Origin of the sequence: Corallococcus silvisoli (assembly GCF_009909145.1) — a bacterium.
Taxonomy (GTDB): Bacteria; Myxococcota; Myxococcia; order Myxococcales; family Myxococcaceae; genus Corallococcus; species Corallococcus silvisoli.
This window is the reverse complement of sequence record NZ_JAAAPJ010000023.1, coordinates 1-15,908: the sequence shown is the minus strand read 5'-3', so window position 1 is coordinate 15,908 and position 15,908 is coordinate 1. Positions and strand designations below refer to the sequence as shown.

13 protein-coding genes are annotated in these 15,908 nt (G+C 64.0%); 4 read left to right on the top strand and 9 right to left on the bottom strand.

Annotation, left to right across the window (positions count from 1 at the left end; all coding sequences use genetic code 11):
* Positions 1-12: 12 nt before the first annotated feature.
* Entirely contained in the window at positions 13-1,056 is a 1,044-nt protein-coding gene (locus GTY96_RS33290; protein ID WP_268903995.1) for a patatin-like phospholipase family protein, read from the bottom strand.
* A gap of 656 nt (positions 1,057-1,712) precedes the next feature.
* Complete coding sequence (gene acpP / locus GTY96_RS38645; protein WP_143905707.1) at positions 1,713-2,096, bottom strand: acyl carrier protein; 384 nt, start codon at positions 2,094-2,096, stop codon at positions 1,713-1,715.
* A gap of 705 nt (positions 2,097-2,801) precedes the next feature.
* Between acpP and GTY96_RS33280 the strand changes: the two genes are divergently transcribed.
* Entirely contained in the window at positions 2,802-4,001 is a 1,200-nt protein-coding gene (locus GTY96_RS33280) for a site-specific integrase (RefSeq protein WP_235686053.1), read from the top strand.
* Positions 4,002-4,239: 238 nt separating this feature from the next.
* On the opposite strand, the gene GTY96_RS33275 is transcribed toward GTY96_RS33280, so the two are convergent.
* Positions 4,240-4,806: a hypothetical protein gene (locus GTY96_RS33275; protein WP_161666814.1), complete on the bottom strand. Its 567-nt coding sequence runs from the start codon at positions 4,804-4,806 to the stop codon at positions 4,240-4,242.
* Positions 4,807-4,912: 106 nt separating this feature from the next.
* On the opposite strand from GTY96_RS33275, the gene GTY96_RS33270 reads away from it, so the two are divergent.
* A complete protein-coding gene (locus tag GTY96_RS33270; RefSeq protein WP_161666813.1) occupies positions 4,913-5,245 on the top strand; it encodes a DUF7716 domain-containing protein in 333 nt (110 codons plus the stop codon).
* Between the two features lie 30 nt (positions 5,246-5,275).
* On the opposite strand, the gene GTY96_RS33265 is transcribed toward GTY96_RS33270, so the two are convergent.
* From GTY96_RS33265 to GTY96_RS33245, 5 genes are all read right to left on the bottom strand, one after another.
* The gene (locus GTY96_RS33265; RefSeq protein WP_161666812.1) at positions 5,276-7,291 is read right to left on the bottom strand and encodes a DNA polymerase; all 2,016 of its coding nucleotides are present in this window, start codon (positions 7,289-7,291) and stop codon (positions 5,276-5,278) included.
* 84 nt (positions 7,292-7,375) lie between these two features.
* Entirely contained in the window at positions 7,376-7,906 is a 531-nt protein-coding gene (locus tag GTY96_RS33260) for a hypothetical protein (RefSeq protein WP_161666811.1), read from the bottom strand.
* A gap of 209 nt (positions 7,907-8,115) precedes the next feature.
* The gene (locus GTY96_RS33255; protein ID WP_161666810.1) at positions 8,116-9,075 is read right to left on the bottom strand and encodes an RES family NAD+ phosphorylase; all 960 of its coding nucleotides are present in this window, start codon (positions 9,073-9,075) and stop codon (positions 8,116-8,118) included.
* 351 nt (positions 9,076-9,426) lie between these two features.
* Positions 9,427-11,208 carry a helicase gene (locus tag GTY96_RS33250; protein ID WP_328701092.1) on the bottom strand — a complete coding sequence of 594 codons (1,782 nt, stop codon included), beginning with the start codon at positions 11,206-11,208 and terminating at the stop codon, positions 9,427-9,429.
* 69 nt (positions 11,209-11,277) lie between these two features.
* The gene (locus tag GTY96_RS33245) at positions 11,278-12,660 is read right to left on the bottom strand and encodes a RecB family exonuclease (protein WP_161666809.1); all 1,383 of its coding nucleotides are present in this window, start codon (positions 12,658-12,660) and stop codon (positions 11,278-11,280) included.
* A gap of 115 nt (positions 12,661-12,775) precedes the next feature.
* Here GTY96_RS33245 and GTY96_RS33240 point away from each other — a divergent pair, with 115 nt between their 5' ends.
* The gene (locus tag GTY96_RS33240) at positions 12,776-13,636 is read left to right on the top strand and encodes a DUF4238 domain-containing protein (protein WP_161666808.1); all 861 of its coding nucleotides are present in this window, start codon (positions 12,776-12,778) and stop codon (positions 13,634-13,636) included.
* A 12-nt stretch (positions 13,637-13,648) separates the two neighbouring features.
* The gene (locus GTY96_RS33235; RefSeq protein ID WP_161666807.1) at positions 13,649-14,509 is read left to right on the top strand and encodes a hypothetical protein; all 861 of its coding nucleotides are present in this window, start codon (positions 13,649-13,651) and stop codon (positions 14,507-14,509) included.
* Here the strand turns inward: GTY96_RS33235 and GTY96_RS33230 are convergent.
* The coding region (locus GTY96_RS33230) for a virulence-associated E family protein (protein WP_235686052.1) at positions 14,448-15,908 on the bottom strand (1,461 nt) is incomplete at its 5' end. The two genes, GTY96_RS33235 and GTY96_RS33230, sit on opposite strands and share 62 nt — an antisense overlap.

Here is a 15,908-nt window from a genome sequence, read left to right as displayed (position 1 = left end):
CCTGACGCGGTGTCAGGGCGGGGTGAGGTCCGTCACGATCCGCGAGCGCTCGGCCTGGGCCGACGTCTGATGGGAGCGTGGCTGGCGGCCCCAGTTGCTCTCCATCCAGAGCAATGCCTTGCTCAGGTCCGCGGCATCGGCGAGGCCGATCAGCTTCTCCACGACATTGGGCATCAGGTCGACGGGGATCACGGGGAGCCACGCGTTCGTCATGGGGACGGTGTCCTGGAACGCGGGGTTGAGCCTGAAGAAGTTCTGCTCCCCGAGGACCTGGAGGCACTGGAAGCTGACGGCCTCGACGCCGCTGGCGAACACCATCTCCAGGAGGAGCCCGGGCTCCTTCAGGTCGAGGACCCATTGGCGCGGGCCCCAGTCACCGTCCTCGGAGGCGACGTAGCGCCGATTCAGGCCGCCGCCCACGGAGAACAGCTGGATGTCGGGCGGCTCGAAGATGTCGCCGCGCAGGGCCTCCGCGAGGGCGCACATGCTCGGGTTGTTGGCGTAGATGCCCGCATCGACGAAGCCTTCGTAGATGGGGAAGCCCATGGGGCTGGCCGCGGTCCGCAGGCCCACGTCGACAGCGACTTGCTTGTGATCGGTGTTGGGTTCGCGGGTGGAGAGGGTGCTGAAGATCCTCGGAGCCCAGCTCCGAGGGCGGCCCGCACGGCCCTCGTTGTCCAACTCGAAGCTGGGGATGACCACCTGTCGCTTGAGCTGGCCCAGGGTCACATCCCCCAGCAGGGCCTCCAGCGCCTTCTTGGCCTCGTGGTTGGTATAGGTCGCGGTCGAGAGTGGACTGAACGCGTGCTGAGGGAGGTTCAGCGTGAAGTAGCGCGAGTCCGACCAGAAATCGATGGCGACCTGGATCCGCTCCGAGGGCCGGTCTCCCGCGGCCAGGATGAGCGCGGAGATGCCGCCGGCGGACGTTCCCGAGAACGCATCGACGTCATTGAGGAAGGGGAACATCGCATTGAGCCGCTGGATCAGCCGCAGGCTGAAGAGCGTATGCAACCCCCCTCCGTCCAGACAGAGGACCTTGAGACCGGCAGGTGTCATTGAGAGTCCTAGTGGGCGTCGGGATTTCAATACTGAGCGTGGATTTCCTACCCATTCGCGTAGACCAGAACCAGATTGTGATGCGTTGGGTTTGACGGACCAATGTCATGGGTTGAGTCGGAACCGCCGGGCGATAGCGCGGAATGATTTGTGTGAACGATTCGGCAGGAACGCCGCTCTGTTGTGGTGGCGTGGAATCGAGTCGCGCGCCAAGTGCCCGTGGTTGCTTGGAAATAAGGGCGGGGTCTATTGAGAGGGTAGGGATTGGCGCGGAGCCCATGGCCTACCCATGAGCAGGTTTTCCAGCCCCAGGAAGAGGCGGAGGCGTGTTGCCTCGGACCTTGCGGGGAAGATCGTGGAAAACCACAGGTCCGGAGCGAACCAGGAAGGCCCCGACGGGGATTCAAACCCATTGTTACGAGTCTGAAACGTCAGTACTTTGTTTTCAGGAAAATGTTGATGTGCCTGTCGCTCGGACGGGATGCGCCTCATCGAGCGGGGTGGCGCTCAATGGAGGGTGGGGCCTGCGGCCGCAAGGGCCGTGGACGGAGGCCGCCACGGGCCGCGGAGCAGGAGGCATCGCGGACGAGTCCCAGCTGGCCTCGTCCGCGGCGATTGAGAAGCTCAAGGCGACGACTCAAACGACAGCCGCAAGACTAAGGATTCTGGCGCCACGTGATGTAGTCGCAAACTCCGCCGACGGTGATGAATCGCTCGCTGTCTTCATCGGGGATTTCGATCCCGAACTCCATTTCCAGCGCCATGGTGAACTCAACCAGGTCGAGCCAGTCCATGCCCAGATCGTCGACAAGGCTGGCGTCCTCGGTGATGTGCTGTCGCTCGATTCCAATGAGCGATTCGATAATCGCCTTCACTGTCAGGCAGACGGGGGCGTTGAGCGGCGCGATTTGTGATGGAGGCTGAACGCACGGCTTCGGGGAAGCAGTTTGACTGGGTGACGCCAGTCCTTCGGCCGAGGCCAGCACCGATGCGAGAAAGAGACAGCCAAGCAGGGCCCGACGGCCAGCAGGGAGATGCATGTGGCTCCTGGAGTTGAGGGGAGTGTGAGCCTTTGTTGGGTCGGTCTGTTTCGTCAAGGTCTTTCATTGGGAGTTGGCGCGCTCGCCTTGTTCGATGCTTTCGCGGTGTGTGTGGTGTTTTGGTGGTGATGAAGAATTGAGGGATGGATTGGAATTTGGAGGGGTGGTGCTGATTGCGTTTAGGGAGTGATTGGAGGTCGCGAAGGAAGCAGCCCTGGTTGCTTGGGCAATTCCGCGGCCTGCGCTCGCTCGTGGCTCTCAATCACATGCGCTCGAGCGATCTGGCGGCTCGCGACACCGTTCGGTCGTCCTCGCGGCGTTGGCCTCGAGGGCGGGCGGCGTCTTCAAGAGCGTCCCAATCGTCTGGGAGCTTCGCGGGTCGACCCAGGCGGGGTGGCGGGCACGGTGTTCGCGCGCAGGGCGCCGCGCCGTCGAACGGTCCATGGATCAGTCCGCACGTCCACTTGCGGGCCGCATCTCGCGCGAGCGCCATGGGTGTCGGCCTGACGCCAACCGGCATCAAGCCGTGGCATGCGGCCAAAAAACGAACGGGGTTGGACGGTTTGATCCGTCCAACCCCGTGTTCCTGCATGTCCCCGACGGGATTCGAACCCGTGTTACCGGCTTGAAAGGACTAGAATCTTTCGAGTGGTACTGAGCGATAGTATAGGTAGGGGACAACAAAGGAACAACAGGGGAGGCTGAATGCCTGCGAACTGGGTCGGCAAGTGGGAGGGAGGGAGGGTCAAGGAGGTTCGAGGGAGGCGAGTGTGGGTGATTGAACGGCGGGTGAACGGAGCCGTCCGAGCCATTGCGCTGGATGCGGCCACAGACAAGGACGCCCTTGCCGAACTGGTGCTCTTCGAGCGGGATCCGGCTGCGTACAGGACCCGCAAGCAGGCCGCTCGGAGTGCGGTTGAAGCTGCCGAGCGGGCTGCTGCCGAGGCGGTGGTGCTAACCCCGGAGCTTCAGAAGGAGTTCCTCACTTCTGCGCGGAAGGAGGGGCTCTCGGAGGAGTACGTCGAGCACATCCTTGGGAGCTATCTAGCTCACTGGGGCGTCGCGCTCGCAGGCCGGGACCTGCGGGAAGTGACGCTCGCCGAGTTGCGGAAGTTGCTCAAAGGGTGGAAGACCGCCGAGCATCACCGGATCGTGGCGTTGAAGGCGTTCACCAAGTGGCTGCGCCAGGAGGGGAAGCTGCATCGGAGCAACGACCCCTCGTTGGACCTGATGGTGCCCCAGGCGAAGCCAGAAAAAAGCGTCAGGGCCAAGGGCTACACCATGGAGGAGGTGGAAGCGGTCTATGCCGAGCTTCCGAGCCAGCTCCTTCGGGACACGATCTGCATGCGTGCCAAGGCCTCGATGCACGACTCCGAGATTGCCCGTGTAGCGAGAGGTGAGGCCCTCTTGAGGCAGGTTGACGACCCCTGCGGCATCAAGGGGACCGTCACCTTCTTCCACAAGCGGGGGGACCACCACGTCGTCAGCCTTGATGCGCAGACCTTCGCAGCGGCCATGCGGCTCCAGGCCCGGAAGAAGCCGCTCACCCGCGCGCCTGCACTCGTGATGCTCAAGCGAGCCGCGAACCGGCTCCGCGAGAAGTGCGAGTCCGACGACGAGAAGGAGAAGATTCAGGTCATCGAACCGGGGGAGCTACGCCACAGCTTTTCGAACTGGGCTTCCGACTACGGTGTCCTGGTGCGGCCCACGAAGCGGGGACTTCCCGTTGAAGAGGTCGCTGCCGTCATGGGGCACAAGAGCACCAAGACGACGCGGACGTTCTACAAGAGCGTCAAGGTCCCTCCGATGATTGAGCTTCCACTCAAGCTCGTTCATCCCGAGGACCCACCCATCGCCTCGCGAACGGCGGATTTGAACGCTTCCAACGAGAAGTCGGTCGCCTGACCCTTGCTGCGGGGAGTGCGCGAGCCTCCTCCAGGGGCTACCCGGAGGACTTCGAGGCACGCGAGGATGGAGTCGAGGCGGACCGTTGTCTTCCTCCCGAACTTGGGAGCGCGCTTCAGGCGGCCTTCCGCGAGCAACTCGAAGACGCGGGTACGCTTGCACTGGAGCAGCTCCGCCGCGCGCTCCACGGTGACGGCGGGGCCATCGAGTCCAGGGCCGGTCAGTTGAGGGGCCATGTTCACCTCGGGAGGACGCGACGAGGGGCGAGCCGGCCAAGGGCGTGAAGCCCGATGCCGATGGCGTCCCAGACGTTGTGGTGGAGGTCACGCGCGGCGGGCAGCTCCACGCGCAGGTGCTCGCCCGCGTCGAGGCGCTGTTTGCTGCGCTCGATGAAGGCGTCCGCGTCGAGGGTGCCCTTCCAGTCGCGCGGGTAGACGCTGCGCCGGCTCGCGACGGGCGCCAGGGCCCCGCCCAGCGTGCCGACGACGCCGGTAAGCTGGAGGAGGTCGTTCTGATCGCCCTTCTGGTGCGCAGCGGCGTAGACGCGCGGCAGCTCAATGACGAGGTGGAAGGACTCGTCGCCGACGCGAGGCCGGAGCCACTCCTGGACGGCGCTGGCCATGGAGGCCCAGGAGGCCAGGGACAGCTCGCCGTGGGCCGGCGCGGGGTTCCTCGGCAGCCCGGCACAGAGAAGCGCGCCAGAGGGGACGTCGAAGAGGGCCACGCCGCAATGGCGTAGCCCCGGGTCGATGGAGACGAGCCGCGTGCAGGGCTCGCCGCTGGTAGGGGCGGATGCTGGGTTCACCCCCTTTCAATGGGGGCAGGTTTGGCTCGTGGCCTTCCGGAATGCATGCCTGTCGAAGGTCTTTTGGCCAATGGGGCCGTGACGGCCCGGGATAGGCTGCGGACCCATGGAATCCACCGAGTGGCTTGCAAATGTCGTCGCTCGCATCGACGCCTACCCAACCAGGGCTCATGCGATCTACGTCAAGGGAGAGCATCCGTTGGAAGTTCGGACTCCCACAATGGTCCTTGAGCGGGACGTATACTCTGACGAACTACCCGACTTGGCTCGCAAACATGGATTGCGGTATGTGCTCTCCGTCGCCGACGTGCTGGGAATAGTCTCGAATGCGAGGCGACAGCGGGCTGACGTCTCGGCGACTGAACTCGTGGAAGCGGTCAACTTCTACTTGAAGCATGATGCATTTATCGACTTCGAGCGCCGTGTGCGTGGCGAGTAACTAGCGCGAAGTTCGAACTTGGTGATGCGGTTACGCTGCGGCATCCGGCTCTGGTTCCCATACGAGCAGCTTGCCCGACGCGTCGCGCACCGTCGCCGCGTCCTTCGACAGCACGCGCGAGAGGGTGGGCTCGGCCTCGATGGCGCCCGCGAGATCGGGAGTCGTTTCCCGCATGGCCTGCCGCATGAGTTCCGCCATGCGCTCGGCGGCGGCGTGGAGGCGGTTGGGGCAGTTCGCGCGCAGCTCCGCCACCAACTCGTCATGCACCATGAGGACAAGTCGCGAGCCCCAGAGGGGGGAGCGCCGGTCCGTGTACATCTCCAGGGACACGCGCCACGTCGCCAGCTTCGTGCCCACGGCGCCCAGGCCTTGAAAGGGGGTGTTGAGCCACTGCGTGTAGCCACACCCGCCCCGGAGGATGTTGGCCCCGGGAATCATCACGTCCACCAGCCGCCCGCCGTAGGTGAGGCGACTGGCGCGGGAGAACATCTCCCGCTGCTCGGGCCATGCCTGCATCCACCTGTCTCCGTAGTACCGGGAGACGTCCACGCACGCGGCGCACACCATCTTCACCTTGCCCTGGACGCGCACGGGCACGCGCTCGACTCCGCATGCCTCCGCAGCCTTCGCTAGCTGGCAGAACCGGACGCCGTCCTTCGCCCGCGCGTGGTACGCCATGCCGCCCGCGCCCAGCCCTCCGCCCTTGCCGAAGTTGAAGATTTTCGCGAGGGAGCGGAAGGACGTGGCCGTGGCCTCCTTCGCCTTCACGCGCGGCAGCAGGGCCGCGTAGCTCTCCCCGAGGAAGGTGGCGGCGGCGGACGTGTGGACGTCCTCCTTCGCCATCAGAGCCTCGGCCATGCGCGACCACCCCACCTCCCAGAGGGCGCGCTGGGCCATGGTGCGCAGTTCCAGGCCGGCGTAGTCCACGGAGCAGAAGACGAAGCCGGGCCGGGCCTCGTGGCACTCCCGGACGCCGCCGCGCTGGGGCAGCTGCTGGTAGTCGCTGGAGACGCGCGTCGTGGACACCAGCACGTTGAAGCGCGGGTTGAAGGGGCGCGTGACGCCGGCCTCCAGCTTGCCCAGGTAAGTGGAGCGGTACTTGTCCACCTTGCCGGCCTTGCCCAGCTCCTCCAGTAGCGCGTCCCCCGAGTCGAGGAGCGTGTCCCTGTCGGTGGCCACCTGCCCGTCCGGGAAGCGCTCCGTGGGCGAGGTGACGGGCGGCAGGCCGTTGTAGGCGGCGGACACGAGGGATGCGAGGCGCTTCGAGTCCTTGGTGCCGTCGGGCCGGAAGATGCCCGCCGCGAGGAAGCGGGCGCGGTTGGCGCTCCACTCCGCCTCTACGCGCTGGCGCAGCTGGGCGACGCGCCCACCATTGGTGCGCAGGCCCCAGATGGAAGCGAAGTGCAGCGCCAGGGCGGCGCGGACCTGGTCGCCTTCCGCGTGGAGGTTGCCGCCGTTGGGGCTGGTGGCCGCGACGCGCTCCTGGGCGAGGTGGACATCCAGCGTGAAGCGGGCGTCGCGCCTCGGGTAGTCCACGGCGGCGGCGGGCCACTGTTCCAAGGGCACGCCGTCGAGTTCCGCGTAGCGCAGGCGCCATGCGTCCGGGGCCTTCTTCTCCGCGCTGATGTCGAGGCCCAGGTGGCGCTTCACCAGGAGAGAGAGTGGATAGCGGGCGCCCTCGTCGTCTCCCAACTGGCGGCCCGTCTTCGGGTCCACGCCGTGGTGTCCGCGCGCGATGTCGATGAGCGCTTCGCGGATGGCAACGTCGTGCAGGCGTCCGGCTTCGGCAGCCTCGAAGACGGCGTCCACGAGCCGCGCGTCGTCCGCGCACATGGCACCCAGGTCGTAGGCGAGGTTGGCCCCCGTCAGGTCGATGTCTGGAGAGGAGAGGGCGTCCCGAAACCAGTCCCGCGCCTGTGCTGCGGAGAGGAGTCGCCCACTGTCCGGTTCCGCGTGTGCGATGGAGGCGCAGACGAGCGGCGGGGCGAGGAGGCCGGGTTGAATCAGGTGCGTCTCGGTGTCGAAGCTGAAGAGGGAGGTGGGCACAACACGAAGAGGCCCGTGTCGTGGGCCAGCCGTGGCGGTAGGGGAGTCGCGCCAGGTGCTCAGTTGTTTGGGAGAGGGAACTGCTCAGGCCAGGGCGACGGAGAGGGGCGGCAGCTTCGCGTCGGCGCGCTTCGCTTCGATGGCCGCCAACTCGTCGTCCGTGGGGTTGACGGTGCTCCAGCGGTAGCCCTCGATGACCTTCCCGGGCTTGCCATCCTTCTCGGGCAGAGTCTTCGGGAAGACCTCGCAGTCGATGAGGAGGAAGGCTCCGGCCTGCTTGTCGCCAGTGAACTTGGCGAGCTGCTCCAGGGACAGCTCCTGCTCCTCGGCGCCGGCCAGGGCCATGACGAAGGCCTTGAAGCGCCCGCCGCCGTTCTTCTTCGCGTCGGAGAGGTTCTCCACGTAGGAGGCCACCAGTCCGATGCGGCTGGGCTCGCTGGCGGGCTGCGCCCGCTCGGCGGACACCACCTTCAGCTCAGCGATGGCGGACAGGCCCTTGAAGCCGTCCTTGGTGCGGATGGACTGCACCTCAAGCCGGTAGCGGCCGGCCTTGAGATACTGCGCGCCGAGCGCCGCCTGGGCGCTGACGATTCGTGAAAGTGCTGCGTTGCTCATGTCCCGTTGCTCCCTTTCGTGCGATGGGGACGCCGAAGGACGTCCTCACCAGCTCAAATGGGGGCAGCTTTCGAGAGTGGTTTAATTCGTGTGCTTTCTTGTTTCGGTCTCTCAGTTTTTTAGGGGCCTCTCCCCATGAAGAGGCAAGGCAGCCAAATGACGTTGGTGGACGGTGTTGAATTTTTGCCTTGCGAATGTGTTGCAAGGACTCATTTGATTTCTATGTCGTCCTCGGATGGTTCTAGGACAGCGTCGACGCTATCGAGCTGGTACGAAAGTTTTTTAGTGAAAAGCACATCGCCGAGCTTGGGTAGTTCCGCAAAGGCGCCAGAATCAAATACGCAGACATTGAATCCGCTGCCTACGGAACTCCTGAATCTGATGCCGTCGAAACCGCGACGCCGCATTAGGTCGGCGATTAGCTGTGTGACCGTGTATTGGCTGCGCTCTTCTGGAGTTATGGGCATGCTCATGGATTCGTCAATAGAGTATGCGAGATGAAATAGACGCAGGTCCTTATCGCTGTTGATGAATTTGGAAATGTCGACGCGTCCGAAATCTGCGACCCTTAGTCTTTTCTGTGCCTTAAATCCTGCGATTGAAATGTAGTGTCCCGGATGAGGTCGCACTTCCACTGCGGCAGTGGTTTGATCTGAGGAGAGATAGAGAAACGAAACACCGGCGCGATTGACGCGCCCCGCAGTTGCGAGCAATGGCGGCGGAGCGCCGATTTGAGAGCCCTGAAATGGCCTCCTTCTTACTCGGGCGGTCCAGTCTGGATTTTCGTGGTTTTGGTATGACTTTGCGATGCCAATTCGCGCCCGGTACAGAATTGTGCCTTCTTTGATTTCGCCCTCAATGTCGGCATCTGAGATCTTGAGGTCATTCTCTAGTATGACCTCAACCTTGAAGTGATTTTCCTTGCTGAGCATTGATATTGTTTTTGTTAATATTGGCGATGTGTAGCTTGAGAGCGCGATGTACGGGGCGGCGCGTATCCCGTTATCAATGTAGCCTCCGAAGATGGAAATGCCCTTGCCGGGAACTGGATAAGTGTCGGTAGAGAGTAGCTCGTAGATAAATGTTTCAGCATCTTCCGCTTGGGGCGAGTTTGCTCCCTCGGGCGGGTGGTTTATGATGGGATTTTCTTTAAAAAGCAATGAACTCATGTCGTCCCCTCCCAGGTGGGTGTTATATTCCCATTCTGAGTAGTGGAGGCGAATGAGCCCGCGAATGGTCATTGCCAAGCTGCGGGTATGTTTTCGGATGGATGCGATCGAGCTGGACTGGCCGCAAAAGTTGCACTTGAGACCTGGCTTTCCTGTGGACTCTATGAGGCGCTTGAGATTCGGATGCTTGGCGCAATTGAGGCATAGAGATCCGGGAGAGAATTTCTCAGTCAAAGGGGGGGGAGGAGTTCTGGTTTTCTTTTTCATGGGTGGATTTGCGTGATGTGTCGTTTGTGGGATTTGAGTTTGTTCTTGGCGTCTTTGTGTTGTGAAGGCGGCGGTGCAGATATGCTAAAATGGGCACATGGAAGGTGCAATAAGGACCTTCTGAGGTTGCCCATCTGTCTGCTGAATGAATCGTGCTCGTTCCTGCGCAGTAGCGAAGGCCTCGACGTAGTCCTGCGTGTGGATGCACACGTCCACCGCGACGCACGCCGCCTGCTGCCCTGGACGGTGCGTGCGCGCGAGGAGCTGCTCCCAGAGGGCACCGTCCGAGGGCGGCGTCACCACGAGGTTTCGGGAGAACTGCTGGAGGTTCTTCCCCGTTGCATGCGCCTTGATGCTCGCGACGATGGAGCGCCGCCCACTCTCCTGGAGGATGGCCTCGGACGCGGCCCGGCCCCCGCCGTAGTACGGCACTCCAGCGGCGCGGGCGATCCGCTCCCCCAGTTCTGGGAACTCCACCCAGACGATTCCAACCTGGGTCCGTGCCCACTCCGCCGCGTCCTGCACGAGAAAGTCAGACACCCACACCGCTTGGGGCTCGGGCTGCACCGCGTCGTGAATCTCCGCCCAGTCCGTCCATGTATCCGCTCGCCACACCGGCTTGTCGCCCTCGTAGGGCGGCACCATGTGCGCGCGGATGGCTGCCTTGGTGAGCAGCCCCGGCGAGTCCATGTGCTCGCGACGCTCGCCCTTCAGCTCCTCCCATACCTCCTTGTTCCAGGCCTTCCGCTTCGCGAACCACTCCTCGATCAGTTCTGAAGGCTCGCCCCGAGGGTAGCGCCAGCGGTGATAGAAGCCCGCTGACAGCTGACGCGCACAGGCCATGGCCTGGAGCTGCTCCTGGAATTGCTCCCCGTCCGGGCGCTCGCCGCCATGCGCCAGCTCGATGAGCGCCAGTAACTCGGCGGGCACCGGCCCCGGGTAGCGCGGGCGGATGGTGAGCGGCTTGTCCAGGGCGCTCTCGTCCGTGGCGACGACGCCGCGCGTGTCGTTGCGGCGGCGCCGGAAGCCCTCGCGGACGTGCTCCTCGGGCTCGCACAGCCGCTCCAGCGCGCCAGGTGGGGCAATCACCTTGCCCGGGTCGAGCGCCGTGCCCCACTCCTCCACGACGTGGTGGGCTAGAGGTAGGGGCGAGCCGTCGCGCAGCGCCAGCCGCGACAGGTGCGCGTAGTCCTTGATGCTCTTCGACGCGAACGTGCCGGACAGCGCCACGAGCCGCGTCTCTGGGCGCTTCTCGAAGTAGCGGAGGAAGCGGCCGGTGCGCGAGGCCTTCGGGTCCTTGAGGTTGTGCGCCTCGTTGAGGGTGACGAGGTCCGGGCGGATGCGCTCCAGCAGGTCCGTCGCTTCCTGGCTGGAGAGCTTGTTGTAGGTGATGACGTGCAGCACCGGCAGGCCCGGCCGGAACCAGCGCCCGCCCGCGAGGTTGGGCAGCCGCCAGTGCGCACCGTAGTAGTCCCATTCCGCGTTGAACTGCGGCAGTAGGTTGGCGGGGATGAAGAGGCAAGCCACGCGGCAGGCCGGCATCACCATGGGCATGAGGAACGTGGTCAGCTCCTTGCCGTGCCCCGTGCCGATGGGCCCCAGCAGCCCGCCCACACGGGACGCCTCCAGCAGCGCCAGGGCCTGGATGCGCCGCAGCCGCGTGGGGCACGGACCGGCAGGGGACATGGCCGCACAGCCACACGGGCCTGCAGGGGCGCGCAGCTGGGCTTCCAGCGCCTCGACGTCCGCCGCCGTGTAGGTAGCGGCCAGGTCGCGGCGGGGCAGGGCGAGGATGCGGGCCAGGTCCGAGGACCAGCCCACGGGCGAACGGCCCGTGCGCGAGTAGTTCTCGGCTACTTGGGGCACGTCTCCTGGGGGCGGGGATGGCGGCAGGGGCACGCCAAGGCGCTGGAGAAGCTTCACGGGCGGCCCTCGCTACCGGACGCCACGGACGAAGTACCCCGTGCCACACAGCGGCTCCAGAGCCTCCACCGCGACCTGCATCAGCTCGCTGCCGGCCACGCCCAGGGCGGCGTAGCTGCCGGGCTCGGGAGGCTCGGCGCGGATGGTGGCGGCCAGCACGCCCTTCCACTTCCCGTAGGCCAGGGGCGAGTCGTTAGGGGCGACGCGGATGTCCACGACGCCGCACTCCTGCTCAATCTTCGCCACCATGCGGCCGACGTAGCCGGCCAGCGGCTCGACGGGGCAGTTGGGCACGCAGTCCACGTAGAGGGACAGGCTGGCCTCTGCGGGCCGCGTAGTTTCGGCGGCGCGGGCGGCCTCCATCTCCGCCTTCGTCCGTCGCTTGCGGCGCGGGGCCCCGTCGCTGGCCACTTGCTCGGGCTGTTCGGGCGCGGGGATGGACGCCAGCGCCGGGTTGCTCTTGGGCGCGTCCGGAGGCAGCACCGCAGCCAGCTCCATCTCCAGAGCGGCCTGGGCGGGGACGGGCGGCGGGGAGGCCGTCACGGGGACGGACGCGGCGGGCTGCGTGGGCGGAGTCTGGGGCTTGAGGATGCGATCCATCAGGGCCATGGGCTTGCTTCCTTGCGACTGCGAGTTGAGGCACTGCGCCTGGAAGGAGCACCCGCCGTACTTCTGGCAGGCGCTCCAGGTGGGTTTGACCTGGCTGGGGGAGGTGACCCGCGCGACGTCGCGCATGCGGCGCGCCAGCGGCTCGACGTGCGTGTGCCACTCGTCGCGGACGTGCTCTACGCTGACGGTGGCGACGACGGAGCGGGCGAGCCTCGCGCCGTGGGTCTGGAAGTAGAGGTGCTCCAGCTCCAGCCGCTTCAGTCCCGGAAAGCGCTCGGAGGCGAGGGCGGCCCAGTAGCCATAGCCCACCATCTGGATGCCTGCGTCATGAGCTGCGGAGGCGAGCTGCTCCGACGTCGCGGCGTAGCTGGCGATGGACTTCGTCGTCTTGTGGTCCGTGACGCGCAGCACGCCTTCTGCGAGGCGTCGCGGGTTGACGAGGTCGATGTAGCCGGTGAGCGGGATGCCATCCGCGAAGAGCGGGGATGGCTGGCCGAAGTGCTCCTCCACGAGGAGGTCTGGCCCTGGCGCGGGGAGCAGGTGCTTGCCGGACGCCGCGAAGGGGCCCAGCACGTCCTGGCCCGTGCGCAGGAAGTGCTCCAACTGGGCATGGACTGCGGTGCCAAGGTCCCGGGCCTTGAGGGGCCGCTCAGGCAGCCGGAGGACCCTGGCAAAGAACCACGCGCGTTCGCAGAGGGCGAATTTCCGCAACTGCGAGACGGACAGGTGGCGGAGGACGCCGCCTTCGACAGCGTGCTGCCTGGGGCCTTCGGCTGCTGGACTCACCCCTACTCAATGGGGGTAAATTTCGCAAGAAGCCCAAGGCTGCTGCGCGCAGTTGAGCAGAGCCTGCACCTCGCTACTTTAGACGCATTTCGCAATTATAAAACAGGGATGGAAATTGAATCAACACTTTGTTCCTAGAGTTTACCTGCGTCAGTGGTGCAACGACGACGGCTTCTTGATTCGATACCGTCGGGTGGGACCGCCAAATGCGCTGCGCCTTCGTCCAGAAAGAGAAGTGCCAGATGGGATCTGTTGGGAGAAAGATCTCTACTCGCTCCCGAGTAACTCAATGGCAAATGGGTTGTCTGGAGTTGGGGTTGAGCGCCTCCTGTCGACAAAAATTGAGCAGGTGCTGGCGGGAATTGTTGAATCTGTGGCGACGCGTTCTGGGCGTCTTGATACGGGATTGGGCGACCAGGTGAGATGGTTGATGCAGACATTTATTGCTCGCTCGCCACGCACCATGGCCGCCCTTGAGACACGAGTTGTTGACTTCGTGCAGGAGAATGATGCGGAAATAAGCAGACTCCAGAAGAGGGCCCAGACCGCAGGGGTGAAAGGAGAGATCGACCAGTACCGTGATGAACGAATGCCTGCCGTTATGGCGAGAGCAACGCTGGCGGCCATCGCGGATAATCAATTCTTGCCAAGTGCGGGTTGGGTTGATGGCATTGTGCATGTGATCAGCTATGCCGAGGTGTCAAGGTTTCTTGATGTTCTTGGCTTGGACGGATTTCCTACGTTCGAGGAGCCGGTGATCGAATGGGATGGCGAGGGCGCCGGCCTCGTCGCTACGCTAGCTCTTTCTCCTGACCAACTTGCGCTTGTTGTTAAAGGGGAAGGGGCGTGCGGGTGGGAAATGGCCTTGCGACACATGGCCGGAGCTCTTCGTTTTAGACGGAGCGCTATTTGTCGTAGAGAGGCGGTTGGTGCGCTTTGGGTGTCTCAGGCCGAGCAGTTGATGCCCTGGAGGTGATGTAGATGGGAGATGGAGGACGGTTGGGCGAAGCTTCTCTTTCAGTTTGAATTAACAGGGTGGGAAATGACAAGCAATGGCGTGGTGCGGAACGGGGCTGAGGCAAAGGCCAAGGAAGTGCTGGAGTTGAGCCAGTTCGTTGTTACGAAAATCCCAGAGACTGAACGGCCTACGCCGGACTTCATCGTGCAGAAAAATGGGGAGCAAGTCTTGTTGGAGGTGACGGAGAAAGAACCCATGGAGGCGTTTGCTCAGATGCTTCACCAAGCGAAGGAGGAGGGGAGTGCGACTCTCACACGCGAGATTTCGTCAAGCAATAGGCTTGATGGCGTAATAAGGGCGAAGGCGAAACAACTGGAAAGCCCAGTAGCGCTGAACGGCTTTAAGGTTCTCTGGATTGCTGGAACCCACGCTGATTCTGAATTTATGACGGAGGCTATCTTCAGGACGCTGTATGGGACCGTGCGGGTTTCGGCTGTTCCTTCTCTTGATATGGAGGAGATGGCCAAGGTTGGTATTGCTGTGCGGTATTGCTTTTATTATAATAGATTTACCTTTTATAGAGCTAGGGAACTCGACGGTGTCATTTTTTACGGGCATGGTCGTGGGTATGTGTTCGTAAATCCGCTCGGGGTTAGGTTGAAGGAGTTTCGTGTCTCGGAAATATGCTCAATGTTTGCGCGTGCTGAGGGGATGCGGGTTGTCGATCCAGAAGTGCAGCATGGCGAACTTGATATGTTTCTGGGGCTGGACGTAGACCGCTCGGACGGCCGCGCCAAGTGGCAGTACCTTCGGGAAAAGTACGGCGTTCTCACGAGCCCTCTTGTTGAGAATCAATTCTTGGGACTGATGCCTGTTGAAATTCCCGATTAACATGGGGCGGATAGACCGCAGGACGGCCTTCATGCCGGGCAAGCATCAGGTCCTTTGGCGTTCTGTACATGCGAGGCCGGCGTCCATCCATGCGGCGCTGGTGCTTCTCGAAGCCGAGCGCCACGAGGCAGGTGCCGATCTCGGTGGAGATGCGGTGGTCCACGTGAGCCGTGGGCATGCCGAGCGCTTCGGTTGCTACCTGGAGGATGGATACTTCTGCGGGTCGCCGCTCCTTCGGCATGTGAAGGAGCCACTGGACAATTGCCTCCTCGCGACCGTCGCCTGCTCCTTCGGCTCGGAGTGCTGCCTGGGCTTCCGCGCGCCGCGCCTCCTCGTCGGACAGCCACCAGGCCTCGCCCTGCTTGAAGCGCAGCACGGCCTCCGCCCATAGCTGCTCGCGGTCCTGGCGCAATCCCTCAATGTCGATGTTTGTGCAGAGCACCGGCCAGAAACGGCGGTGTCCCGTGGGGTCCCGCAGATAGGCATCGTCGTTCGTGGTTCCTACGAAGACGCATCGACGGGCCGTCTTCACGTTGGCGCGACCGTACGGTGGGCGGTACGTGTCCTCGGTGCGGCTGATGAATCCCTTAAGGGCTTGGTTCTCCGCGCGGCGCAGCGTGGAGAGTTCCGCCAGCTCAATGAACCAGAACTGGGACGCCAGCATTGCTGAGTCCTTGTTGTGGACGTCGATGGGCGCGTCGCTGAACCACGGCGCGGCCAGTTCTCGGAATGCCGTGGACTTCCGCAGGCCCTGGGGCCCTTCGAGAATGAGGACGGTGTCCACCTTGCAGCCCGGCTTGAGCGCCCGCGCTACGGCGCCGATGGCGAACTTGGCACCGATGGTGTGCAGGTGGGCCTCATCTCCCTGGGCGCCGAAGTAGCGCTGCAGCATGCCGTTGAGACGCGGCGTCCCGTCCCACTCCAGGCCGTTCAGGTAGTCGGCGACGGGGTCGTAGCGGTTTCGCTTGGCCACCGCGAGGAGCTGCGGAGCGACGACTGCTGCTTTCGGCTGGAGCCCAAGGCGCCCATACTCGCTCTGCTGGAGCCAGTTGGTGATCTCGACGTCCAGCGTCTCAGGGTCGATGCCGGGTGGTAGCGGGCCGCCCTCAAACTCCAGGCGCTTGTTCACCTCGTTGAAGCGCAGCACGCCGCGCCACTCCGGGGACGACAGCAGGACGGTGAAGACGTTGGCCTCGCAGTTGCGGATGCGGCTCTCGCCCTTGCTGCTGATGTCCATGATGAGGTTGCGGCCCCATGCCTCCGGGTCCTCCTCGCCTTCCTCCACGGCGAGGGTGGGGACCTGGCCGGTTGGAGGACGGGTACCGAGTGCACGCCAGATGGCCTCGTTCTCCGCGAGCCGCTTCGCGTCGGCCTCCGTGCGGCGGGCCCGGTGGCGGCG